22 protein-coding genes are annotated in these 22588 nt (G+C 57.0%); 5 read left to right on the top strand and 17 right to left on the bottom strand.

The window, feature by feature from the left end; genetic code table 11:
* Positions 1-234: 234 nt before the first annotated feature.
* The 9 genes from BPRO_RS30990 to BPRO_RS25255 form a co-directional block, all read right to left on the bottom strand.
* Positions 235-642 carry a PRTRC system protein C gene (locus BPRO_RS30990; protein ID WP_011485910.1) on the bottom strand — a complete coding sequence of 136 codons (408 nt, stop codon included), beginning with the start codon at positions 640-642 and terminating at the stop codon, positions 235-237.
* Between the two features lie 6 nt (positions 643-648).
* Positions 649-1191 (bottom strand): PRTRC system protein E, encoded by a 543-nt coding sequence (locus BPRO_RS25290; RefSeq protein WP_011485909.1) that lies wholly within the window; start codon positions 1189-1191, stop codon positions 649-651.
* A gap of 88 nt (positions 1192-1279) precedes the next feature.
* Positions 1280-3028: a PRTRC system ParB family protein gene (locus BPRO_RS25285; RefSeq protein WP_011485908.1), complete on the bottom strand. Its 1749-nt coding sequence runs from the start codon at positions 3026-3028 to the stop codon at positions 1280-1282.
* Positions 3029-3205: 177 nt separating this feature from the next.
* A complete protein-coding gene (locus tag BPRO_RS25280) occupies positions 3206-4438 on the bottom strand; it encodes a conjugal transfer protein TraB (RefSeq protein WP_198141065.1) in 1233 nt (410 codons plus the stop codon).
* Between the two features lie 63 nt (positions 4439-4501).
* On the bottom strand, positions 4502-5341 hold the full coding sequence (locus BPRO_RS25275) for a hypothetical protein (protein ID WP_011485906.1): 840 nt from the start codon (positions 5339-5341) through the stop codon (positions 4502-4504).
* A 13-nt stretch (positions 5342-5354) separates the two neighbouring features.
* Entirely contained in the window at positions 5355-5759 is a 405-nt protein-coding gene (locus BPRO_RS28215) for a bactofilin family protein (protein WP_011485905.1), read from the bottom strand.
* Positions 5760-5765: 6 nt separating this feature from the next.
* Positions 5766-6701 carry a hypothetical protein gene (locus BPRO_RS28930; RefSeq protein WP_011485904.1) on the bottom strand — a complete coding sequence of 312 codons (936 nt, stop codon included), beginning with the start codon at positions 6699-6701 and terminating at the stop codon, positions 5766-5768.
* Between the two features lie 13 nt (positions 6702-6714).
* Positions 6715-7728: a hypothetical protein gene (locus BPRO_RS28210; RefSeq protein ID WP_011485903.1), complete on the bottom strand. Its 1014-nt coding sequence runs from the start codon at positions 7726-7728 to the stop codon at positions 6715-6717.
* A 65-nt stretch (positions 7729-7793) separates the two neighbouring features.
* The gene (locus BPRO_RS25255) at positions 7794-8777 is read right to left on the bottom strand and encodes a hypothetical protein (RefSeq protein WP_011485902.1); all 984 of its coding nucleotides are present in this window, start codon (positions 8775-8777) and stop codon (positions 7794-7796) included.
* A 146-nt stretch (positions 8778-8923) separates the two neighbouring features.
* Between BPRO_RS25255 and BPRO_RS25250 the strand changes: the two genes are divergently transcribed.
* The gene (locus BPRO_RS25250; protein ID WP_011485901.1) at positions 8924-9871 is read left to right on the top strand and encodes a PD-(D/E)XK nuclease-like domain-containing protein; all 948 of its coding nucleotides are present in this window, start codon (positions 8924-8926) and stop codon (positions 9869-9871) included.
* A gap of 2 nt (positions 9872-9873) precedes the next feature.
* On the opposite strand, the gene trfA is transcribed toward BPRO_RS25250, so the two are convergent.
* The 8 genes from trfA to BPRO_RS28205 all read right to left on the bottom strand — a co-directional run bounded on the left by trfA (position 9874) and on the right by BPRO_RS28205 (position 19568).
* Positions 9874-10896, bottom strand: a complete 1023-nt coding sequence (gene trfA / locus BPRO_RS25245; RefSeq protein WP_011485900.1) for a plasmid replication initiator TrfA — start codon at positions 10894-10896, stop codon at positions 9874-9876.
* Between the two features lie 990 nt (positions 10897-11886).
* The gene (locus BPRO_RS25240; protein ID WP_011485899.1) at positions 11887-12885 is read right to left on the bottom strand and encodes a ParB/RepB/Spo0J family partition protein; all 999 of its coding nucleotides are present in this window, start codon (positions 12883-12885) and stop codon (positions 11887-11889) included.
* Positions 12875-13564, bottom strand: a complete 690-nt coding sequence (locus tag BPRO_RS25235; RefSeq protein WP_011485898.1) for an AAA family ATPase — start codon at positions 13562-13564, stop codon at positions 12875-12877. Before BPRO_RS25235 ends, BPRO_RS25240 begins: the two co-directional genes overlap by 11 nt.
* Before the next feature lie 55 nt (positions 13565-13619).
* On the bottom strand, positions 13620-13838 hold the full coding sequence (locus BPRO_RS25230) for a hypothetical protein (RefSeq protein ID WP_011485897.1): 219 nt from the start codon (positions 13836-13838) through the stop codon (positions 13620-13622).
* A 746-nt stretch (positions 13839-14584) separates the two neighbouring features.
* The gene (locus BPRO_RS25225; RefSeq protein ID WP_011485896.1) at positions 14585-16483 is read right to left on the bottom strand and encodes a phosphoadenosine phosphosulfate reductase family protein; all 1899 of its coding nucleotides are present in this window, start codon (positions 16481-16483) and stop codon (positions 14585-14587) included.
* Between the two features lie 194 nt (positions 16484-16677).
* Positions 16678-18876, bottom strand: a complete 2199-nt coding sequence (locus BPRO_RS25220; protein ID WP_011485895.1) for a site-specific integrase — start codon at positions 18874-18876, stop codon at positions 16678-16680.
* Positions 18873-19175: a hypothetical protein gene (locus BPRO_RS25215; protein ID WP_011485894.1), complete on the bottom strand. Its 303-nt coding sequence runs from the start codon at positions 19173-19175 to the stop codon at positions 18873-18875. The genes BPRO_RS25220 and BPRO_RS25215 overlap by 4 nt, the downstream gene beginning before the upstream one ends.
* A 6-nt stretch (positions 19176-19181) precedes the next feature.
* A complete protein-coding gene (locus BPRO_RS28205) occupies positions 19182-19568 on the bottom strand; it encodes a YkgJ family cysteine cluster protein (RefSeq protein WP_049764309.1) in 387 nt (128 codons plus the stop codon).
* Between the two features lie 107 nt (positions 19569-19675).
* Between BPRO_RS28205 and BPRO_RS29895 the strand changes: the two genes are divergently transcribed.
* The 4 genes from BPRO_RS29895 to BPRO_RS25195 all read left to right on the top strand — a co-directional run bounded on the left by BPRO_RS29895 (position 19676) and on the right by BPRO_RS25195 (position 22502).
* Positions 19676-19990, top strand: coding sequence for a hypothetical protein (locus tag BPRO_RS29895; RefSeq protein ID WP_198141064.1), 315 nt, complete (start codon positions 19676-19678; stop codon positions 19988-19990).
* 349 nt (positions 19991-20339) lie between these two features.
* Positions 20340-20840: a helix-turn-helix transcriptional regulator gene (locus BPRO_RS25205; RefSeq protein ID WP_011485891.1), complete on the top strand. Its 501-nt coding sequence runs from the start codon at positions 20340-20342 to the stop codon at positions 20838-20840.
* Positions 20837-21532 carry a nucleotidyl transferase AbiEii/AbiGii toxin family protein gene (locus tag BPRO_RS25200; protein WP_011485890.1) on the top strand — a complete coding sequence of 232 codons (696 nt, stop codon included), beginning with the start codon at positions 20837-20839 and terminating at the stop codon, positions 21530-21532. The genes BPRO_RS25205 and BPRO_RS25200 overlap by 4 nt, the downstream gene beginning before the upstream one ends.
* Before the next feature lie 274 nt (positions 21533-21806).
* Positions 21807-22502, top strand: coding sequence for a helix-turn-helix domain-containing protein (locus tag BPRO_RS25195; RefSeq protein WP_011485889.1), 696 nt, complete (start codon positions 21807-21809; stop codon positions 22500-22502).
* Positions 22503-22588 lie beyond the last annotated feature (86 nt).

The raw sequence follows: 22588 nt of genomic DNA, 5'->3' as shown, positions 1-22588 counted from the left end.
ACGCGAAAACACAATTTGGCATTTTCATGTGATCTCCGATGAACGGGAATCACATGCCCCGGGCGGGAAATGGAATTCCCGAGGGGTATGGCCGCGAAGGGCCGATTGTTGAAGGCCATCACAGGGATGGCGAAATTGGCATGCGCCAAGAACGAATAAATTCTACCAAGGCCAGAGTTGAAGGGCAAAAAAAACCCACCGCCAAGCGATGGGTTTTTCTGGATCAGGACTAACTTAGCCCCAGAAGCCAAATGCCTCACGAGGCACCTGCAGGGACCGGCCAACACTTTTCGATCTGGCGAGGTTCAGGAGTTGCCCGTAGACACCCTCCATGTTGCCAATCAGACCTGCGTCCATTGGCTTTTGCTTACTACCCACCACTTCACCACGCGCAATTGCTTGCAGCCTGGTACGCAGTGGCGACGGCATTGGGCCGCGACCTTTCGCGCCGGCTGCCCGCCGGAACGTGTAGGTGGCAACGTTGTCCTTGGTCACAGGTCCCTCAACCACAGCAGTGTTCAACTCCTGGTAATGGGGCAAATAGAACTCACGGACCGCGTCAGGTTGCAACGCCGGATTGGGATCGTCAAGCCTGATGCCGTTGTAGGTGAAAACGCGAGAGATAGTTACTTCTTTCATCATTTCCCCTTAGAACAAGCTTTCAGGTGCCGACGATCCAGCCGGAGCTGCTTCATCGCCTTGAGGTGCTGCATCGGGCTGGCCACCAGCTCCAACCACGTCACCATCGGCGCCATCACCATCATCCCCGCCGCTGTCACCATCGTCACCATCATCCAGGAAGCCCGCATTGGGATTGCGAGCCTTCACCGGCTTGGTGCCAGAGGTTGTAGCAGTCGAGCTGCGTGCCGGCGTCGTCGACTTCGCCAGCTGCGCCTTCTTCGTGGCTTCGCGCGCATCTTCCTGCGCCTTATCCATGACCGCAACCGTCACAGCGATTTGATCGTTGATGCTCACGGCCGCGCTGACGTAGGTATCGAGAAACCCAGGAATCTTCTCATCGAGCTCTGCCGGCGTTGCCAGAAAAGCACGAGGCGGGACGGTGATACCGGTTTTTCCTGCATCACAGACCGGAAGGATTTCCAGTTGCATCTCCTTACCGACTTGACGCATCGTGAGGTGCACCACAACGCCCGCTTGTACCAGGGGCGCAAATTTCGTAAACAGTGTCATATTTTTTCTCTAAGGAAAAGCGAATGCACTGCCCCAGCGGGCATGTGCACCCGCAGGGGTTAATTGATGATCAAACCAGCGCGGTCAGTTACCAGCGCATGAGCGCAGGAATCTTCCCAACGTAGTCGTAACCTTCAATGGCGAGGAGGGCCTTGATGTACTCAGCCTTTCCTCCTACTTTCAGCTTGGGATATTCCTTCCCAATTGCCTTGTCCAGCCCGAGTTCAATGCACACGGCATCCACCTCGGTCTTGGTCAGCAGGTCAAAGAAGGCTTCATTGACCTTCCAGTGATGCTCGATCTTGATGTCCAATGCGGACATCAGTTCGGAAATCGCTTTGATGCTCAGATCGCTACCGACGAAGGCCGGAATCTGTTGCAACGAGTCGCCCAGGCCTTTCTGGTCCAGCTTCAGGAGTGAACCCAACAGCTCACCAGCTTCCTGCGAGGACAGATCATCGTTACCGATCACTTTGCCCACGGCCTTGGTTGCATCGTCGTGCGAGAGCGTACGCGGGCTGTGAAGGCACAAGGCAATCAGCAGCGCACGGCTCTGGGCTACGGGAAGACGCAACGCAGCACGGTGGAAGACCTTACGCCATACCGATTCGCGGTATTCCTTCACCGCGTTACGCGGTTCAGAACTTGGCGCCTTGGTAGGTGCTTTGGCCTGCTTGGTGCCGCCAGTGCCCTTGGGCGCGGGAGTTGCCTCCTTTGCATCCGCAGATCCTGTTGCTCCTGCAGTTTCCGGGGCCCTTGCGGCCGCTTCTGCTTGCTGTTCAGCCTTGACACGCGCATCCACCTTCTCTGCATTGCAGGTCGAGTTGAAACACACATCCTTGAACGACATGCCCAGTTTGTCCGGTGCTGCAGAGATGCAAGCGCCAAAGTCACCGCAAGTGCGGCAAGCCAGCGCCTGTCCTTTTCCAACACCCTTTGCACCATCTGCACGTAGCGGCACGACCGTCATGTTGTCCCCGGGACGCACGATACGCACCACCTGGTAGTCACCAATCAGCGCCAGCCGGCGGCTTTCCAACTCAGCTTCCGTCTTCTTCTCGTAGCACCCGCGGTTGGTACAGCGTGTGCCTTCAAAGGACGTTTCGAACATCGCCTGTTGCTTGCCCGTGTTGTAGTGGCATCCACCACACTCTGCCTTGTCGAAGATCGCGGCATCAAGGTTGAGCAGAATCTGCTCAGCCATGGCCTTGAGTTCAGCAACCGTGGGCAACTTGGGGCGTGCCAGCATTTTCTCCAGCACACCATCCTGCACGTCCTTGATGAGGGCCGCCAGGATTTCGACGTGACCCAAAAGGATCTTTTCATCGATGTAGGCGTCACGCACCTTGTCGGTGGCATTCATGATCCCCAGACGGGAATTCAGAACCTGTGGTGACCAGCCAAGGCGTTTAGCCGCCTCTTCACGATCACCGTTGAGTAGCCCCAGCATGCGCATAGCTGCTTCAGCATCTTCAATGGCGGTCGTATCTTCGCGAACCTTGTTTTCGCTCACCATGGCGGCCATTGCTTCAGCGTCGGTCATCATTCGAACAAGGGCCGGGACCTCCGCTTCTTCGCCCAACGCGATTTCAACGGCATGCACCCTGCGATTGCCTGAAATGACCTGGTACTTGCCTGCTTTGATGTCGCTGAGTTTGATCAGCCGCGGCAGTTCACTCTGTTCCGCAGGATCGCTCCCGCGGACAAGAATGGACTGAAGTATCCCTTGACGCTGGATGTCCTCCACAAGCTCATCCATCGCTGCCTGGTTGAATCGGCGGCGATAGTTGAAGCCCTTCTGGGGGAATGTCCTGATAGGGGTTTGGGTTTGTTCCATTGGGTTTCACTTTCCAAAAAGAAAAGCGGGAACCCAATTTCCCTGCGGGAATGGTATTCCCGCCGGGGTATCGATAAGTCGCGCATTGCACGCGAGAGTCCTCAAAACAGAGGAAGCACAACTATCTTATCAAACAAACCACAGGGGGATCAAGGATCAGCCCCCGCCATTACCCACCTACTGGTCCTTTTTGGGCCGGTTCTCAGCCCGCAAAAGATACTTCCCGAATAGTTTTGCCATGCCCTCGCTGTGTCGCGCCTGGATGGTGGCTCCCAACTGATCCTTGGACGCCCAGGTGTTCGCCATGGCCACAACAATGTTATGAGCATCTTTCGCCTCATTGATCAGGCTTAGAAGCGGTATGTACTCCTCATAGCAAAAGATTACACGCGCCGTGACACCATCTTTCAAGGTCAGGATGTTATTCGCGGTCCAGTTTGTCAGGAGAGAGCCCGAGGCCTGCCAAGGCTTCCATAGTGCAATAGGAACGGTTTGGCGGGCAATGGCGGTCGCTGTTTTGCCATCCGGGTAGAACGCGATCGCGCCCGACTCCATGTTGCCTGACCTGGTTGGCAAGTCAGCACCCAGCACAATGGTCTGCCCTGCCCTTGCCGCCGCGTCAATGATTTCCATCTTCAAGATCTGATACAGAGCAGGGTCGTAGCGCTGGATGACAGCTTCTGGATAAATGATCACGTGCACGTCGGTTTCCTTGGCAAACCTGTCGTTGGTTCGGCCAATGCGTTCGATCCGCTCCAGGATCTCCCATTCGTCCTTTGCTGAGCCCCAATAGGTGTTGACGGCGGCAATGTCGCCCACAAAGCGGCTCTCGATGGGGTTGTACGCATAGACGCTGGCACCCGCCACTGCACCCGCCATAGGGATGAAAAGCAAGGTCATCGTGCGCAGGGTCCATGGCGACTTGGCAAACGTCCACATGAAGGTTGCTGGCACCGCAACACTGGCCAACACGCCCAACCATCCCGTTCCTGGCATGATGCTTCCCCACGCGACGATGGGATGCCCCATCACGGCCACAGCAACCGGCGGCAGCAGCGTTACCACCCACGCCAGTACGCTGGCTGCAGCCTTTCGCCAAGGAACCTTGGATGCAGTCCAACCCAGCGACCATGCCAGCCCACCGATCACACCAGATCCAATCCACAACACAGCACCGGTGAGGACGCTGCCATCAAACCAAGCGGCCATGAAAGCTGGACCAGCTCGCTCTGTTGCCAGCACGTAGGCCAGCGCCATGACGAAGGCTCTGGCGCGTGAACCTGAAATCCCAATGGCAAATGGCAATGCAGCCGCAAGGAACGGCAAGCGCCCCTCCCCCCATGCCCCAAACCCAATGACCACACCCACGACAGCCGCGATCAGTAGCGGCAGGCCTTTGAACTGCGACATTTGGTATATGCGCGCTTGCATTGCACTGTTCATTGTTTTTTTCTTCCTCAATACCTGGTCTGATCAAGGGACAACGTCACGCTGCCACTTTGTTTGTTTCTCTACGCGCTTGTTCTCCATCGCTGCGACGCGCCCTAATGCAGCCAGTTGTATTGCCTCCCCCATTGCTGGAGAGTTGGCGGCCAGGGCCCGCATCACCAGTTCAAGCCATGCGTGCACGTCCGATGGGCCTACAGGTACCGCGATCGCCCGAGCGCCTTGCTTCACCTGTACGAACAGCTTTTCACCCTGGTCAGCAATCACCACGAATTTGTTGGCGTCCTGACCATGGTTGCCCAGTTCAAGCGGGTTCTCCAACATTCCCAATAGGGCACAGGCCAACAGCGGCAATTCCCTGCGCATGAATTGGAATGCGATCTTGTGGCCCCAGTCATAGGAGCGATGCCCTACCGCGGCCGCTGCCTCAAGAATCACAGTTTGCAGGACAACACCACCATCGCCATTTGTGCGCAACTCATCCATTTCCACAGTCAGCGCAGCCTTGAGGCCGTAAATGTGGTGCTTTGGACGGAGTGGTTTTGCTTCGGTGTAGGTCGCTTTCTTGGTTGACGCAGGTTGTGCCGCTATTAGCGTATCAACACGATCAGCAGGCCTTGTGGCTGCCATCGGCATGGGCTCCGGAGGGTCAATCGGAATTGACTTTGCCCGTTCCAGCACGGAACCCAGCCAACCCCAATCATCGGCGCTTTCCGTTCCCCGCTCCAGGCGACGCAGGACTTCGTAGAGCCTCAGTTTGTCGGCTTCATCAGCTTCGGTGATGCACACCTTAATGCGCTCAAGACCAGGAGACGGTAGCCCTCTTTGCTGGAGCACCTGATTGACCCACTTGTGACTGAACTCCACGGTGCCGCGTTCCTCAGGCCAGTTTCGGTGGCTCTTTACGACCAGTACGGATGCGTCCGTCTACTTGTGCACCTTCATAGGTCTTAAATACACCAGCCGTGATGTCTGCCTTGGCTTCCAAAGTATCGGCCATGAAAGCCGCCCCGCCCACTGTGAGTTGACTTTGTTCACCACCCGGCTTTGGCGCAATGGTGCCGAACAGGTAGGCATCTTGCTTGCAATCAAAGTCGCCGGAGATCGACCCGCCCTGCATGAGGACCAGAGGCCCATCCGTAACCACAAGGGTGCCTTCGAAATGGCCCTGGACCAGCAGCCCACCAGAACATTCCAGTGTCCCCGTGGACTTGGTTCCTGGTGCGATGCGATTCACGATGTTCATCCCCACCGGATCGATGACGATTGTTTCTTCTGATTTCATGCGAACTTACTCCAGCCGGTACTCTTTGACATTGGTTTTCACGACGCCTGCATTGGCGTCAATGCTTTTGATGACCTCACCTGAAGGCAATTTGTCACCGACTGCGAATTTTTCTGGCAATCGGGTTGCCGTATTGGTGAACAGTGCGGCCTTTCCATCAGGCGTTACCGCCACCAGGCCGGAACCCGGTGCACGCTTTGGCACATCTTTGGCCGGCGGCTTGGTCGTGTTGATTTGCACTCCATGGACTTCCTTTGCCTTCGCGGCAGTTGCAGGCTCTACGTCCAAGATCACAGCCTCTGGCGCTCCAGGCTTCTTATCCACGGGTTTTGCATCCGCAGGTTTGGCTTCAACTGCCCTCTTGTCCTTGACAGCTTCCGGCACCGCTACAGGGGCCTGTACAGGGGTTACGACACGGCTTTCGACAACGGGAACACCAGGGGACGTCAGACTGCCTGGAACGACTGGAACGACCATTCCAGCCTCAGCCGGTGCCGGTTGCTCGGGAGCGGGACGAATCCATGGCTCATTAACCGTAAGCACCGCGGCAGCCTTTTGTTCAATGCCCCTCGCTCTACTGGCTTCCGGGACTACCGCAAAATCGTCTGCAGAAGGCCGTTTATGGCTCAACACGCCATAGATTGCAGCAGTGCACACCACCAAGCCGATTGCAACCCCAGCGGCCAGTTTCCAGGCCCGTGTAAGGCCGTTCAATTTGGAGGACCGGGGTGCTTTGGTCGCCGGAAGCTGGAGGACGTTCTGCGTCTTGGACAACGACTTCTTCACGATGTCCAGGATGCCAACATGGGTCTCCCAGCGTCCATCACGCCAGCGCAGTGTGTTGGAGACTTCCGTATGGCCAAGGTCCTGGCCTACGGGCACCCCCATGGAGAGAGGAATGCTCTCGCCAATAACCAGTCGTGTGATGTTTTGATTGCTCATCTGAAGTCAGAGATTAGGGTTGGATTGTTGACCCGGCGTATTGTGCCTTTTCCTTCCCGGCGCCCTCACCGGCACGCGCCATCACATTGGCTATGACATTTTCCGCAAAGGATGCGCCCGCAACCTGTCCCTTTGCACTTGTCAGCTGGTCAACAAGCGAGGCGCCGCCACTTCGACGAGCTGCAGTAGCTGGCCGCTGGGTGTAAAAGTCAGTCACGATTTCAAAATCTTCTTCGCCCACACCATCGGTGGCAGCTGTGTAGGCCGTATCCACATCAGCCTCCAACCCCGCTTCAGACTCTTCCGCCCGGGCGATCTTGACGGCCTTCATGGCGTCCAGTTCAGTTGCCGTTCCCAAGGAAATTTTGAAAACATCGAACGATTCGAAGTCGCTGGCCTGATTGGAGGTCTGCCAGATCTGGAGCTTGAGCGGAACATGGCGCAGCCCACCGAAACGTCGCTCCACCAGCTCCAGCTGGCCCTTGAGGGTCTTGTAGGTGTTGTATGACGAGGAACGGACCTCGAAAGTGCTCAGCGGGTTGTCCTGGCCGGGTATCTGCACAGACATGCAGACCTGGCGCCGGCACCGTGCCTGGCCAGAGGCTACAAACTGGCAGGTTTCAGGCCCTGAGCAAGGCGCATCCATCACCACGCGCACGTTCTCATCCGACAGTGAGGTGCGTTTGGCCGTTTCCCCGTTGCCCCGGCAAACAGGGCGGCCATCGGCGTCGTACGCCTGGTAGGCCACGGTCAGGGCATTGCTGGTCTTCCCAAAGAACATGCGGATTGGCACTTCCACCAGCTTCCCGGCTTCCTTGTTGGGCTTTTCTTCCATCAGCTTATCCCGCATGGGGTGCTTCGCCAGACGGGGGACTTCAGTCTCATCTGCCTCTCGGGCCTGGTGATGGCGCGCGAGGATTTCCAAGCTGCCGTCAAACACAATCTTCTCTGCGCCGGGCTCGGAAGTTGTGGCAATGCGAATGATCCCTTCGGCAAAGGGACGAACGGGAATGGTGCTGAGGTTCATTTGGTAGCTCTCCGAATTGATAGTGCGCCAAGAGCGCGTTGCATACCCATATCAACACACAAACATCAGTTGTCAAGGGTCGGGTGGGCGGTTTTCTTGTGTTCCGACTCCTGCATGTCCACCGGTACGTCAAACATTGGCGCGATCTGCTGGAGCATGCTCAGAACGTCACTCAGTCCTTGTGTGCCAATCTGGTGAAGACGCAGCGTGAACTGGGTCAGCTCAACCTGCTTGTTCCTCAGTTTCAACGTCACCTTCACCACGTCGCGGGCCGCAAGTGAAGGCATCACCGTCCAGCCCTCAATACCAACGGCCTCATTGAGTTTGCTCAACCACAAGGAAATGCCGTCCGTGATCGCAAACTGGATGCGCTCGGGAGCCAGGACAATCGGCGCTGTTTCCATGTGACTGGATGACGTGGACGCCTGGATCTGCAAACAATACTTGATAACGTCCTTGAGGCGCTTGTCCATCAGGCCATTGGAGCTGGGCAGGTCACGCCATCCCCTATGCGTGGAGCGTCCGATCACCACGAATCCAAGGCGCGGCGCCTCGTCAGGCAGAGAAACCTGTTCCGTGGTGAATGAGGCCCGAACCTTGCCGCAGCCTGGAATGAGTCTTTCCAGGTGGGCACGCAAAACACCGGGTCGCCATGTCGTCACCCAGTCCATGGGCGCGATGTCGTCAAAAAGCGTCGTCCGGCCGTCATCGTTGAACCAGCTGCCCAGAGCCTCACGCACCTGATTGCGAACGCCTTTCCAGACTTGGGCGTTGTCGATCACATGGCAACCTTGCATGGTGATCACCGGCAGCATGAAGAGCTCGCAGAAAACAGTCTGCTCATGGTGCACATACGCCAGCCGGCTAACCAGGCTGGTCAAGGCCTCGTGCGCAGAGTCGTTGCTGGCTTGCTCATCCATCAGCCGCCAGATTGCCGGTTCGTCAGTGTTCGATACCGCCTCATCCAGCTGGGCGATCCAGCTTTTCGTGCTGGCGTCAGCCGAAGCATCTACTGCCATGTGTTCGATAGTGTGTTCAATTTGCTGCATGGTTTTTGTTCATTCCTTGCATTCAAGTTAACACGGCATCTGTGTTGGTCAAGACCTCTGCTGTGTCTACTTGCCGACTTCTTTTTCCACCCCTTGACGTAGCGCATTTTCGTGTTTTCATAGACAAAAGCACCTGAGAGGTTGATATGAATACCGAAACCGTTTTGAATTCTTCTGCATTGATGTTCGCCGCTGGCCAAGCCTACGAATCTGAGAGCACCCCTGGCTTTGCTGCAGGCTCGCGCATGTATTCAAATTTGCCCGCTGCCCAGTACCATAGTGACAAGGAAGCGTTGAGCTGCAGCATGCTCAAGCCGCTACTGGAGTCCCCTGCCCATTTCCAGGCCCACCTGCTGTCGCTCAATAAGGCCACAAAAGCCATGGATTTCGGCAGCCTGGTGCACGGTCTGGTACTGGAGCCTCACTTGATCGGCACTGAGTTCTCCATCTACCCCGGCATAGCCGACGGACGCGCAGCCGAATACAAGTCCTTCCTCGCCAAACATGCAAGCCGCCTGGTGGTTGACGAGCCCACCTTTGCGCGAGCCCGAAAACTGGCAGAGAAAATTCTGCATCGCATCGTGTTTGGCCGCCCCTTTGGCGACTTTGTGAACGAAGGCATCCCCGAGGCGAGCATTTACGTGGAGGAGCCTACTACGGGCTTGATGCTGCGTACCCGCCTGGACCTCTATCACCCCGAGTACAGCTTCGACTTGAAGACGACGCGCCATGGGACGATCAATGCCTTCATCCGTGACGCGGTGGACATGCACTATGACTTCCAGGCCTTCATGTACACCATCGCCCGCTCTCTTTACGAAGGCAGGACCAATCCTGCCAAGTTCGTCTTCATCGCGGCTGAAACCGAGGCGCCCAACTCCATCCATCAGATCACGGCGGGGCAATCATTCATGAGCAACGGTGCGAAGAAGTTTCAGGAGGTTCTGTCTGTTTACACGGCCTGCATGCAAACCGGCTTCTGGCCTGACTCCAGTGGCAACGCAGAGGCCGAAATCGAGCCGTGGCAGAGTTTTAGCGGCAAGTCCGACTGGAAGGCTGCGCTGGGCGGCTACCAGCTTTCTACGACGCATTAGGCCTACTTGGCGCGGACCAGTCTCGGCGTGATCCGTTTGTCCGCCTTCAGTTTTTCCACCTGCAGGATGTCGTTATCCATGTTGAAGGACTTTAGGAATTGTTTCTCAACCAGTTTCGCCAGGGCGTTTCGGACGTTGCGCCGAAAGCTGCTCAGGGTGTCCTTCGACCTGCAGAGCTCGTAGATCTTTCCCAGTGAATTGGGCTCTGGATCACGATGGGTTGAATAGAAAGAAAGCAACCAAAGCGCGAGCGTTGATCGAGGTCCAATTTTCTTTCGCATCTCCCACTCCAGAAGAGTGGTCGTATCTTCCATGAATAGGGCAGAGATGCGTGGTTCAAAGCGGACCATCCATTTCTGGTTCCCGGCCTCATCTCGTTCAGTCCAGCCATAGTCACGAATGAGGGACCCGCTGTATGCCGACTCGTGACCACGTGTCGTGATTTTCAGGCCAGTGACTTTCAGCCGCTCGATGCAATCCTGGACACGTTTATAGGATTCGGAGTGCATTCGCCAGCCGAGATCCTTCACCACCTGGTAGCCGGTGAAGTAGATCGCTTCGGATATTGGTTTTTTTCGGGCAAGGTTAATCAAACTCATCCAGACACTGAGATCCTCCTGCCGGAGCTCACTACCCGTGTAACGAATTTCGTAGTTCGAAAGACTGGCTATGACCATGTCTGGAACGTACTCTCGCTTGTCACTGTTGCCTACAGTGAAGAGGCCTGATCTCACAAGCGGATTGGGGATTCCGCGGTTGTCGTCATCCCAGAGTGGAAGCACGCCTTGCAATACACGTTGCTCTATTTGGCTTTTTGTACGCTGTAAAGCTGCATTTGTCTTTTCTCGCAATAGCTCTGCTGCACGCGATACCCGTGTAGAAGTCGTTTTCGGCGCAGGTTCTGCGTCCATGACTTCGTTGGCTACTGCGACCTTCGGATCTGACCTTCGACCAACAGTACGCTTTTTCTCTACGATGCTTTCGAGAGTAGGTATGTCGAGATTGTTGATCGTTGGTTGTAGCATTTTTGAGTTGTTTGCCTTTGTGCCTGGCAATTACATGCTGCGGAGCGGTGATGAGTCAATAGCAACTATTAGCGGACCAACACGGTTTTTTGTTTTTGATTAAGAAAAAAAAGAGTGATCGCTTGAAGTTATCCGCAACGAAGTCTCGCACGCGCTAATACTTTATAAGACTTTAAAAGACTTAGGAGGCCGCAAACCCAATGCTGGCGCACCCTGCGAGAGGTTTTGCGTGTTGGAGCGCTATTAGCTGACTGACACTGCGCTATTAGCTGACTGACATACCGCTATTAGCGGAGTGTCACATCGCTAGCACCGACATGAAGTTATCCACAGCCACGTTCTCCTATTAGCGGATGAACACGATCCATCGTTTTGACGATCACCTGATGCGTGCACACCTATTAGCGGTGCAACACGATGGCTGGTTTGACCAACGTGGTTGGGTATTAGCGGACGAACACGATTTGGAGGCCCAGGGCAGCATCACTATTAGCGATCCAACACGATTCGGCACCCATCCGGGGCAGCGAAACTATTAGCGGATGAACACGATTTCCACGCGGGCGCCGCCAAGTGACAAACCCTTGCTGGTGTTGTATTTCTGGGCCCTCCTGGACGCCTAACTATTAGCGGTCCAACACGATTTACCCCAGTTTTTTGCGGAAAGGCACTCCCACAGGGGGCGCGCGGCATGGGCTCTATGCCTCTTATGCCGATCAACAGCTGGATCACTGCCAGACGCCATGCAGGTATTAGCGGACGAACACGATTCGCTTGCGCCTGAGGTTGTAACGTGAGCGCCTACTCTCCGTTTTATGCCTATCAATGCTGTCAGTTACTTTTTCCGGCGCTTAAATCGTGTTGAAGCGCTAATAGATGCAAATCGTGGGCAGGTCAACCTTCTCAACACACTATAAATAGTTCATTGCCCGGTGATTGCAAAAAGAAAGCCACCGCATGGGTGGCTTTGTGGTGTCTCACTTTTCGACACTACATTGTGAGCTGGCCAGAGAGCATCTGCTCAATCCTTTCCTTCAGCTCAGACACCTTTTCCTCAGGCAAGCCACTGAAAGAAAGTTCGAGCTGACCACGCGACGGAAACACTTTGAGTGACCCCTTCGCATCCCCGTATTTCACCAGTACCGCTTCCGCACGCATGCGCTGTTTAGGGCCTTCCAGTTTGGAGTCGATCAAGGACTTGACCTGGTTCCGCACCATGTCCTTGTTCTTGATCTCAATAATTACCTCCTGGGCCAGGTACTCAACCTCTTCGGCCTTGTCCTTGAACTTTTCAGCGTTGAAGAGCCGGCTCACTTCATACGCGATGGAGAGTGTCCGTGTTTGGGGGTGGTCGCTCATCATGCGCAACAAGCGCTCCGGAATATCGGTAATGCTGATAGTTTTGCTGACGTTGGCAATGCTCACTTCCAGCTTGGCCGCCAGTTCGGCCTGATTGGCATAGGTGCCTTTAGCGATCATCGCTTTCCAGCGAACAGCGTCATCCAGTGCAGTCTGGCTGGAGCGATGCAAATTGATACGGCGCGACTCTTCGTACTCTTCGCTCTCGTTCGATGGCGGTGTCACGATAAGCACTTGCAGCGTGGGCAGAGAGGCGTTGGTGGCTGCTTGAAATCGCTTCTGGCCATCAATCACCGTGATGCGGCCGTCCTTGGGATACCCAATTGCTGGAACGTCTTGTCCCTTGTCCTTGAGGCTCCTGGACATATCGTCCAGCTCGTCAGTGCTGTAGAAGACCCGAGCGTTGACCTCGCTGCGCTGGAGCTTGTTCAAGGGAACATCGTAAACTTGCCCGATTTGCAAAGCACTGATGTCAGTTTCGGCACCGAGAACCCTTGGCACGACCGGCACACTGATTGCAACTGCTGGATCATCAGCCGCTAGAGGTGTGTGCCCCAAAGCCTTTTGCATGGCCTCATGGTCCTCGTTCCGCCGGATAATGATCGGCTTCGGTTTGCTCCTAGTTGCCATGCTTCACTCCTTTCTGAAATTTTTCGTAGGCCTTCCAGACCTCATCGAACATCGCCTTGAATTCAGTCTCCGCCTTTTCACGATCACGCCAAGGCATTTCAAAGATGGAGCGCCCCAACTTGTGAGCATCACGCCAGACCTTGCGATCACGGACAAGGTTGGTTGTTATTGGGACGTTAGGTAGCGCCTCACGCAGTACCTCAACTGCATCTTCACCTTCTGTCGAGTTCCAGGAAGCAGGTACAGCATTGGGGGAAATGACCAGGGGGATCTTGCCGTTTTTGTGGTTGCGATCGGCCTTCTCGAACGCATAGGCCAGCTCAACGGTGGATTCCAGATCGCCCTGCCCTACGCGCGTCGGCGCGATCCAGAGGTCAACGATCTTTGCCAAATCGCTTAAGCGGACGTAATCACGGGCGCCCACGTCCACCACAACGGCATCGTAGGTCTCGGATAGCTTGCGAATGTGCTCAGTCGGGTCAACCGACTTGTCCACGATGACGAAGTTATGTTTCAGGCCATGGTGAGAGCGCAATTCACCCCAGCGGCTGGATGTTTTCTGGCTATCAGTATCGACAAGCACTACGCTGTAGTTCTGCTGCGCGAGGTATGCCGCGAGATTGATGGCATAGGTCGATTTTCCGACGCCACCCTTTTCGTTCCCAATTTCAATGATCATCTTGAGCTCTCCGTGAAATATGGAGTCCCGCGGACTCCGGTTTCAAATAACGTGTTTAGTTCTTGGCTACGCACTGACCTTTGTCGGTCGCAGTCTTGCCAATGAATTCGCACTGACGTTGACGCAGAGCTTTTTGATCGGCTGCAGCTTTGCTTGCCTGTTGCTGTTCTGCCTGTTTGGCCTTCTCCTGCTCGCCCTCAAGGCAGCCCTGCAACGTCAGGGTCGACGCCAGAACAGCAGCCACCGACAGAACCCGCACCAATTTGTTCAACATATCCCTTTTCCTTATTTGTTCGTTAATTTCGCTACGTAATTGATACTAAGTTAGAAAACACATTTGTCAACGGGTAAGTTGTGCTATTTAGTTGTTCTAACCCTCTTAATCGCAAAATTTTTTTGCACTGTCGTGTACCGAATCCACGTCTCGCCGCTAACAGCTAAGCCACCACTACAACTGCACAAAGCCTGCACCCGAATCAAATCCACCTTTGGCACCCAAGAGAGCGCTTCTATCGCGGCGAATGTCCCGACCAACCAAGCAATCTTGCAAGGCTATAGCTCACCGAGAGAGCTTGTCGCCGCCTGACTGGTAGGCTGGAATGCCGCATTCCTTTAAATACTTTCACCGGTGAAAGTTAAGTTGGCCCCGACAAAGAGGAAGCGTTTCGGACGATTACGGCTCAATCACTCCCGCACATTCCGATGCCGACTTAATGTGGCGATGGCTTCAGCACCCTCACAGATGGTGGTAACCACGCTCACCTTTGGAGTATTTTTGCGGTGGTCCGACGCGCAATCGAACTTTCATCGGGGAAAGCTTCGATCACTGTCAGAGGGCAACCCGCTCAAGCCGAGCAGTTAAGCGAGCATTCTGAAATACTTTCACGGGTGAAAGTATTGGGTTTCGCTGGGACTCCAGGCCGTGATGCGCCAGTGGAACGGGGTGGAAACTTTCACCGGTGAAAGTATTTTGGCGAAAAAATTCCCCGAACTCGCCTGGGGCGGGTTCGGGGGAAAGTCTTAAAGTTCAAACAGAGAGAATTGATTCTCCAAGTCCTTGGGTACGCTACCCAATATTTCCGCATGGGATGCATCCGAGATTGATTCCCGAGCCAAGTATTCATCCAGTTCTGCTGGCGTCAAATTCAATCGCTCTGCCAGGTGGGTGAAATACTGGGCTCGTTTTGCCATGTGCTGGTAGCGCCCGACCATACCTACAGGCAGCCTCACAATCCCTTCGTTCAGCCAGTATCTTGCGGATTCCAACGGCGAGTTGAACTGCGTCTCCATCGGCATGGTGGTTGTGCAGTAGGTGATCCCGAACAGGACAGCCTCCGTTGCGTCGACAGAGAGCGTTTCAGCATCCTCATGCCAGACCACACGCTTTCCATTCACCTCTCGATGAGTGATTAGCCTATCAAGGTGGCGATATGGATTCCACATCTCAGCCTTGTAGTCACGTAGACCGTCAGTTGGAACATCACGATCAAACGCACCCACTTGATACCACCGCACCACGGGAATGCCGGCCTTCTTCTGTACCCTCTCGACTGCCGGGATGGCATATCGCCGTCCCAACGTCTTCACCTGATACCAGGCCTGCATTGCCGGGAAGGCACTGTAGGCCCCGTGGTGGAGAGACCAAAAGAAGTCGATGAGCACAATGTCAGAATCACTGACGATCTGGAACTGAGGGTTCGACATTCGAATGTTCTCAGGCGTTTTAGGCAGGCGCCCGGAGGCCACATCCGCCTCCATCTGCTCAGCCCTCTCCACTTCAAGTTCGTCCAGGGTCAGGGCGTAATTGAGCAGGTCAGTACGCATGGCCATGTTGTAGACGTCCGGCCTGACCGGGACATAGCCAGCCGAACTGATTGTTCTCCCCACCAGCTCGCGGCGCTCCATATCCCACTGCGTTGCGATGAGGAAGTTGCGAAATGCATTCAGCCCCCGAAGGTACGAATACTTCTCGTCGGAGTTCAGCATGGAGTCCATGCTTTTGTCCCGATCACCCGTGATGGTGCATGTCCAGCACCCGAACCTGCTTCCACACGGCGCCTTCTTGCCGTCGGCCATGAACATGCCACAGATCCCTTCATTGCCGTCTCGGTAAAGGTCGAGCATCCTCCGCACCGTGTCGCCTTGGGCATAGGCAGGAAAGGGGGCAAGCTGGCCGTCAAGGAACATGATGAGGAATTCCCACACGTCACCTTCCGTCCAGTCCGCGATGACGGAAAGCGTCAGAAAGCCGCTCGGGTTTCTGGTTGGCTTTTGCGCCTGATCGCCACGTTTGGTCATTGAGGCGTTCCGGGCTGTTGACTCATCCAAGCGCGAACCAAGGACTGTTACGGTTTCTTTAAAACCAGCAGCAGACACCTGATTGCTAATTGCCTTTGCCAACCGTTGTTGAGGCTTTACTTTCCAGTCGGTAGCGCAAGTGCGCTTGCTTCCGTTCTCAACGAAGCGCGGGAGCGTTCCGCGGCCAATCACGCTCACAACAAACTTTGACGCGTCGTTAGGATGAACCAGGCACACATCGACAGGCAATTTATTACGCTCAGTCCATCTTGCGATGTCTTCGTGCGCGGTCAAAAGCATGTCTTCAATTTCTGGGTTTTCGACGCCGGTCGAACTTGATGAGACATAGTGCGTGGCTTGATTCGCACCACGCTCAACGCTGCGCCGAATTGCTTCAAGGCAGAGGAGGGTCGTCGCCGTAGAATCTTTGCCGGCGCTTAGGGTACTCACAATGGCATGGCCATCATCGATCAAGCGTTCAATCGTAGAGACAGCGATTTCGATGCGCTGGGCGAGGGTAGGGCCTTTGCGCAGAGCAATCACTTGCGCTGAATGTCCAGGAAATTCTTCCTGTTCAAACGTGGCCGTGACCGCTGCTTCATGTGCTTGCAGGGTTTGCATTCCAATTCCTTGAAAATGCTGGGCCCTGTCCCCGGCTGGGATCAAGATCCCAGCGGGTTAAACGTAAGGCGTACACGAGGCACGCTACTCTCATTGTGGAGAGGTTGATGGAATTGTACCGACAAGCTCGCCAAACCCCAGTAGGGTAGGGCGGTCAAGAATTCTTACTTCCCATTGATGTGCCACCTCCCGCCTTATCCGAGCGGGTTGACCTTGCGGGCTGCCTTGACCTTGGCCGACAGGTCCTGCTTGACATACTCGGCGGTGGTGTTGATCGATGCATGCCCGAGAAGCTGCTGGGCAAGCTTGAGCCCCTCATCGCTATCGTTCTCCCGCAGCACTTCGTGGGCGAAGGTGTGGCGCAGCCAGTGCGTGCTGAACTTGAGGATGCGGGCCTGAAGATCTGCGTCCCGCTCCTTCCTCGCCATCTGCCGGAAAAACGTCTTCAAGGTGCGATAGAGACCATTCGAACTCAGCGCTGAATTATCGTTTGCGAGCTGGGTCTCATCCGTGATGGTTCGGCCACCCTCCCGAACCGGCGCCTCCAGGACGGCGATGAGGGGAGGGGAGCGATCGAACGCGGCAATCCGTGCGGCGTCGTTCTTCATCAAGGCCCGCCAGTCAGCATGGTGCTCCTGAATCATGTTCACCAGCTTTTCGCTGATAGGCACTTCGCGCTTCTTCTGCCCCTTTCCCAAGACCGTAACAATCCAATCTTCTGCGGGCCGTCCGTCGACGACAGGGTGGGCCAGGCTGCTCAGGCTCGTGGACGCGATCTCGGCCAGGCGCATGCCGGTCGTAAGTGCGAGGTGCAGGATCAAGCGGGTCCGGCGGGCGAGGGCGGCTTTGCGGAGGGTGTCAGAATCAAGGCCCGGGAGGACGGCAAGCGCTTCACGGACGAGGTACAGGTCATCGGCGTGCAGGCTGCGCGTGACATCCATGGCGTGGCGCGTCATGCCGCCGGCGTCGTACTGGATGCTGGCGAACGGATTGCCAGTCACGTAGGCGTTTTTGCCAAGGGCTTGGTACATCTGGTAAAGCACGCCGAGAGCGTAGTTTTGGCTGGATGGCTCGAGCTGGCCGCGCCAGGGGCGCCAGCGAGGATCATGGCGCGTGACCCTCGCCGTGCTGATGTAGCAATCCGGGACAGCCTGCAGGAACGCCTGGTACTGCTGAGCCAGGCTCAGGGTGATCGAGGATAGGGCGCACTGGGCTTCCAGCACAGCCCAGATGTAGAAACGCTCGACCTCGCGCCGGTAGGCGTCAAAGGTTCGCTTTTTGCCTGCAACCAGGTAGCTGTTGAGCCAGGCTCCGACGGCCTGAATGTCAGTCTTCGCGCCCAGGTGGTTCGGTGTCTGGGTGCGGAAGATACCGACCTGACCGTCCAGCGCAGGGGGGATCAGCATCAGCTCCAGCGGCGCGATTCCCGAGCGCAGCACTAGGGAGGTCGACAGCGAGGCCGCCGTGTCCGAGCCTGCCGTGTAGGAGAGGAGGGCGACTGCGGGCGCCCGCTGCATGGGCAGGATGGCCTTCTCAAGCGGCGGAGCGACATCCCAGTGCCGACCGCGGCGCTGCAGCTCGCCCAGCGAGTGGGCATGGTCATCGAGCCAGCCTTCGATACGCGCCGCGCGCCCGGGCCCAAGGCCTTTGATGCTGCGATGCCAGTGCCGGCCGGCAACGGAAATCGACTGCACCACTCCGGCCATGGTCGTGACACCGCGGCGAGTGAATGCCTTGACCAGCGAGGCGGCCAGCCAGAGCTTGGTTGGATGGTCAGGCTGGGGAAGGGTGGCCAGTTGCGTCTGCAGCGCGTTGATAGCCTTGACCTTGGCGTTGACGCTCAGCGACTGGTCCGCAACTTCGTGGTGCCCGCTGGCGGCGGCGCCTTGGTCGGCGAGGTATTCCTTGTAGCGCTCGACCATCTCGTTCTCAGAATACATGTCCTCAGGCTGCGATTCGGCCCATTGGGTGTAATCCATGTGGGCCTGCGCGACGGCGGGCGGCGCTGCCGCGGGTTCGGGAGTAGGGCGCTCCAGGGCGAGCGCCGCTGCCCGAGCCTCAGGTTTGTCGGAGGCGCGCGCGGCCGCGAGGATCGAGAGCTGCAGCCGTTCGGCATGGCTGTTGATCTCCGCGCCGTGCGGGATGACCGGCTTGCCGTCGGCGTCGAAGTGGCGGTTCGCGTAGAACTGCTTGAAGGCTACGTGAGGTTTCATGCCGCTCATGACGCCGCGCACGAACGAAAAATCCTCCAACGTGAGTCGATCGAGTTCGGCCAGGGTGGGCATGCGCCAGCCTACGGGCCGGCCGCGCTTCTTTTTAAGGGGGAGGGTTTGATCGCCGGCGGCCGGGGCCTCCAGCACCACCAGGCCCGAGACGGTGGTCCTTGCCGTCATGCTGGGTGGCTCGCGGCCGACCGGCGCATGCCGTCCACGACCTGGTAGGCCCATGTCGCGCCGTAGTCCACCGAGCCGCGTGCATAGCGCTCGGCGCTCTTGATTTCTTCCATGGTCAGCTTGCGCAGCCCGTGGCAGTCAGCGGCCAGCTGCGCGGCCACAAACACGGCCTGGAGCTCAGCCTTGATCCATTCGTCGACCTGGCGCCCCTTGCGCTTGTTCGCCTCGAGCTGGAAGGCGTCATGGATGGCCCTGGCTGGCTCCTGTCTGGGACGGAAGGGGTAATGGGTGTGTGGCATTTCAGTTCATCCTTGTTTTTCGGGGGTGGCAGAGTTGCTTGCGGCTGGCCCTGAGCCTGCGGGCGCGGGAAACCACTGGCGCAGGTCGGCCGCGTCCATCGCCTCGCCGGCGATCAGCACGGACACCGCCAGCAGCGCCCGCGTGTCGACATAGGGCACTGGCACCTCGTGGCCGGAGGGCAGCAGCTGGCAGAGCAGCGCGTCCTCGTCCATGTTGAGGTGGCTGCGGCAGACGGCCGGGCGGTGCGCATAGACGCTGCAGCGCCCGCCGGCCAGGAAAGGGCAGGGCGTGCTGTAGCCGGCGACGGCGACGGGCACATGCGCGGCCAGCGGCACCGGGGCGCGGCCAATCGCGCGGCCCAACGCGCGCGCTTCCACCGCACTGATCTTCACGGGGATGTGGCAGCAGTGGCTGCAGCCGACGCGGCAGGCCGCATTCGGCGCGAAGGCGCTGGCCAGCGCGTCGGCGGCGCGCCGGTGCCAGGGCCACCCGCTGGGCCGTGGTGGGCGCTTTCACGGCGACGTCGAGCAGGTCCAGCACGCGGCGGCTGGCCGCCGGCGGCACCTTGGCGCACTGGCGCGCGGCCGTCTGTCCGGCACTCGCCAAGCGGGCGTTGACCGCGTCCGGGAAATGCTCGGACGGCGCCATGGGTACGCCGTTTTCAAGGCGATCGAGCGCGCCCGCCAAAGTCAACGGCGGCGGCGCGCCGGTCGGTGTTGGCAGCGCACTGGCGCAGGGATTCAATGGCTGGCTCATTTCGCTCAAGGGGTTGTCCGGTGGAGCTTGCGCGCCGGTCGGAAGTTGTGTTGCCTGAGGCCAGGCCATGCAGATCGGCGGCGAATGCGCCCAGCCAGCAGCGCGCGACACGGCCGTTCGTTTGCGGGATTTGACGGTGAGCTGCAAAAATTCAAAGTTAAGTGACGCAAAAAATCGGTTTTGGATCAAGGACTTAGCCACACACAAGGCCCGATCCGGGTCAAACTTTCCAAAACCATGGGTTCATTATGGTTTAATTTAGCATCATGTCAATGATAGTTAGTATGACGCACGTTTTAATTACCTTATCGATGTAAAATATATTAGACATTTTAATGTTTATTAAACACGTCATCAAAACGCCTAACACCTTAGACATTTTGCCCGGTGCGCCGTAGAATCAAGCCATGCCGATCCTCCATGAGCTTGCCGCCAATGTGAAGAAGAAGAGATCCGAGATGGGTCTTAGCCAGGAACGCCTGGCCGAGCTTGCCGGGCTTTCGCGCGCCACAATCAACGCCCTGGAAGCCGGCCGGCTGGACAATTTGAGCCTGACCCGCGCCGAACGCCTGGCCAACATCCTTGGCTATGGCTTGGGCGTCACAGGCACCCGTTCGAGCAAGGAGGACGCCAGTGCGAACGCCCTCGAAACCGCCTCCATGTCCAGCAGCATCAGCTACGGCACACCGATTCCGCCCGAGGTCCTGCGCCATAGCCTGTTGACGGGGGCGATCCCACCCAAACACATCGCGCAGCTACGGGCGCTGCTCGACGAGTCGCCTTTATCCGTTCTCTCGGCCGTCGCCGCGCAGCTCGAGCGCGAAGACGGCGTGCGCAGCCGGTCCACCTGGGTGCGCATGCGCCAACTGGCGGTGGCGCTTGCCTGTTCACGCCCGATCTGGTCATGAAGCCGGCGAGGTTCGAGCGGGACGGCGTCTGGCGAGAGATTTTCGCTGCCGCACTCACCCTGACGGATTACCTGGCCACAGTCGTTGACCATCCCACGTGGAGCTTTGGCGGGGGTACCGTTCTCATGCTGCGCATCAACCACCGGCATAGCAAGGACGTGGACCTGTTCGTGCCTGACCCGCAGTACCTTGGTTACTTTTCTCCGCGCCTGACCGACGCGGCCGAGGCATTGACGACGCAGTATGAGGAAGCGGCCGAATACCTGCGGCTGGTGCTTCCAATCGGGGAAATCGACATTGTGGTCGGCACCCCCTTGACGGAGCATCCTTGGGACCTCACGGTCTTTGAGGGGCGCCCGATCTGCGTTGAGTCGTGCGCGGAAGTCATCGCCAAAAAGATGTGGCACCGCGGCGACAAGGCCAAAGCGCGGGATCTGTTCGATCTTTGTGCGGTCGCTGATCTTGAGCCCGAGGCCATTGAAGCGGCCCGGCCGTTTTTTGCGCGCCACGCAGATGCATTTTTATCCAGATTGACCGAGTACCGGGACTTCAGCGAAGGAGAATTCGAAACGATTGACCGCATTGACTACTCCCGCCCGTTCAGGGAATGCATGGAGCTCGCCAAACACATACTGCTGGGAACAATCGATTCGGCGGCTCCCAAAGTCGTGGCGACGCAACCGAAGTTGTAGCTATTAATTAAGCGAAGTTGTAAACAACTTGGCCGACTGGAGCCGTTTGTAGTGATTAGCGCATCTCAAATTGCCTGGCCCAAGAAGCATGGCTAGGCCGCCGGTTTGTTTACAACTTCGGTTGGGTGAATGGTTTATTTACAACATTGGTTGGGTGAACGCCATTCCCAGCCCAGTAGCGCCGGCCATGTCCGGTCTCTGTCGGGTTCGTGTCGTGTCGCCTGTGGGTCTGTGTTTGCATACTTGCCACACCAACGAATAAATGGAGAACTTCATGCAAGCCACAGAACAAGTCTCGCAAGCGCGCAAGCTGACGGCCGCAGAACTGGCTGCTTTTATCAAGGCATACCGGCAAGTGCATCGGTGGTCGCAGGAACAACTCGCAGATATCGCCGGGCTGAGCGTTCGCACCATCCAGCGAGTCGAACAAGGAGCCGTCGCCGGGCTCGACACACGTCGCGCGATCGCCAAGGCGTTTGAGTTCGACGACATCGATGCGCTCGATAAGCCCGTCGTCATTCCCAACGACGCCGAAATGAAGGCGCTCAAAGAAAAATTCGAACGGGAGAACGTCACCCTGGAAGCCAAGTTACTCACCACAGGGCGGGACCTGGCCAGGCTTGTCGAAATGCACAGCACGGATCTTTCGACTCCGGGCTTTGAGATGGGTCGTACAGCGGATGAAGAATTTGCCGAATTGATTGATTACTTCCGGGACTACCGCGACTGCGCGGACATGTACTCCGAGGTGCAGAAGTTAGAGGTGTACGACGATATGCAGGCCCATATCGATGCACTGAAGAACCTGGGAGTTTCAGTCTGCTATGCCGTCCGAAAGCTCCTTCTAAAAATTGGGACGGAATCCGACTCAAAACCGATGCCAGTGGCGGCTCTGTATCTTGTCACCTTTCCTCTAGGTCAAGAACCCAGCCATTTCGCAACCCCGCGCTCTGCTCGCCTCGGATTGTGATGGCAAAAAAGTGGGCCGCATTCGATAACCTCGGGCGAGGTCATCGAGAAAATGATGCGGAGCGGCGTTCCATGGAACCTAGAAGG

The sequence above is a fragment of the Polaromonas sp. JS666 genome (assembly GCF_000013865.1).
In the GTDB taxonomy this organism is placed as follows: Bacteria; Pseudomonadota; Gammaproteobacteria; order Burkholderiales; family Burkholderiaceae_C; genus Polaromonas.
The sequence above is the reverse complement of the archived record's forward strand: the minus strand, read 5'-3'. Positions and strand labels throughout refer to the sequence as shown.

Excerpts from the sequence above, each read along its gene's own strand:
- trfA (WP_011485900.1), bottom strand. The coding sequence starts at position 10,896 with ATGCTACAACCAACGATCAACAATCTCGACATACCTACTCTCGAAAGC.
- BPRO_RS25290 (WP_011485909.1), bottom strand. The coding sequence starts at position 1,191 with ATGACACTGTTTACGAAATTTGCGCCCCTGGTACAAGCGGGCGTTGTG.
- BPRO_RS25220 (WP_011485895.1), bottom strand. The coding sequence starts at position 18,876 with ATGACGGCAAGGACCACCGTCTCGGGCCTGGTGGTGCTGGAGGCCCCG.
- BPRO_RS28215 (WP_011485905.1), bottom strand. The coding sequence starts at position 5,759 with ATGAAATCAGAAGAAACAATCGTCATCGATCCGGTGGGGATGAACATC.
- BPRO_RS25280 (WP_198141065.1), bottom strand. The coding sequence starts at position 4,438 with ATGTCGCAGTTCAAAGGCCTGCCGCTACTGATCGCGGCTGTCGTGGGT.
- BPRO_RS25235 (WP_011485898.1), bottom strand. The coding sequence starts at position 13,564 with ATGATCATTGAAATTGGGAACGAAAAGGGTGGCGTCGGAAAATCGACC.
- BPRO_RS25285 (WP_011485908.1), bottom strand. The coding sequence starts at position 3,028 with ATGGAACAAACCCAAACCCCTATCAGGACATTCCCCCAGAAGGGCTTC.
- BPRO_RS30990 (WP_011485910.1), bottom strand. The coding sequence starts at position 642 with ATGATGAAAGAAGTAACTATCTCTCGCGTTTTCACCTACAACGGCATC.
- BPRO_RS25200 (WP_011485890.1), top strand. The coding sequence starts at position 20,837 with ATGAAGCCGGCGAGGTTCGAGCGGGACGGCGTCTGGCGAGAGATTTTC.
- BPRO_RS25240 (WP_011485899.1), bottom strand. The coding sequence starts at position 12,885 with ATGGCAACTAGGAGCAAACCGAAGCCGATCATTATCCGGCGGAACGAG.
- BPRO_RS25230 (WP_011485897.1), bottom strand. The coding sequence starts at position 13,838 with ATGTTGAACAAATTGGTGCGGGTTCTGTCGGTGGCTGCTGTTCTGGCG.
- BPRO_RS28210 (WP_011485903.1), bottom strand. The coding sequence starts at position 7,728 with ATGAACCTCAGCACCATTCCCGTTCGTCCCTTTGCCGAAGGGATCATT.
- BPRO_RS25250 (WP_011485901.1), top strand. The coding sequence starts at position 8,924 with ATGAATACCGAAACCGTTTTGAATTCTTCTGCATTGATGTTCGCCGCT.
- BPRO_RS25215 (WP_011485894.1), bottom strand. The coding sequence starts at position 19,175 with ATGCCACACACCCATTACCCCTTCCGTCCCAGACAGGAGCCAGCCAGG.
- BPRO_RS25205 (WP_011485891.1), top strand. The coding sequence starts at position 20,340 with ATGCCGATCCTCCATGAGCTTGCCGCCAATGTGAAGAAGAAGAGATCC.
- BPRO_RS25195 (WP_011485889.1), top strand. The coding sequence starts at position 21,807 with ATGCAAGCCACAGAACAAGTCTCGCAAGCGCGCAAGCTGACGGCCGCA.
- BPRO_RS25225 (WP_011485896.1), bottom strand. The coding sequence starts at position 16,483 with ATGCAAACCCTGCAAGCACATGAAGCAGCGGTCACGGCCACGTTTGAA.
- BPRO_RS28930 (WP_011485904.1), bottom strand. The coding sequence starts at position 6,701 with ATGAGCAATCAAAACATCACACGACTGGTTATTGGCGAGAGCATTCCT.
- BPRO_RS25255 (WP_011485902.1), bottom strand. The coding sequence starts at position 8,777 with ATGCAGCAAATTGAACACACTATCGAACACATGGCAGTAGATGCTTCG.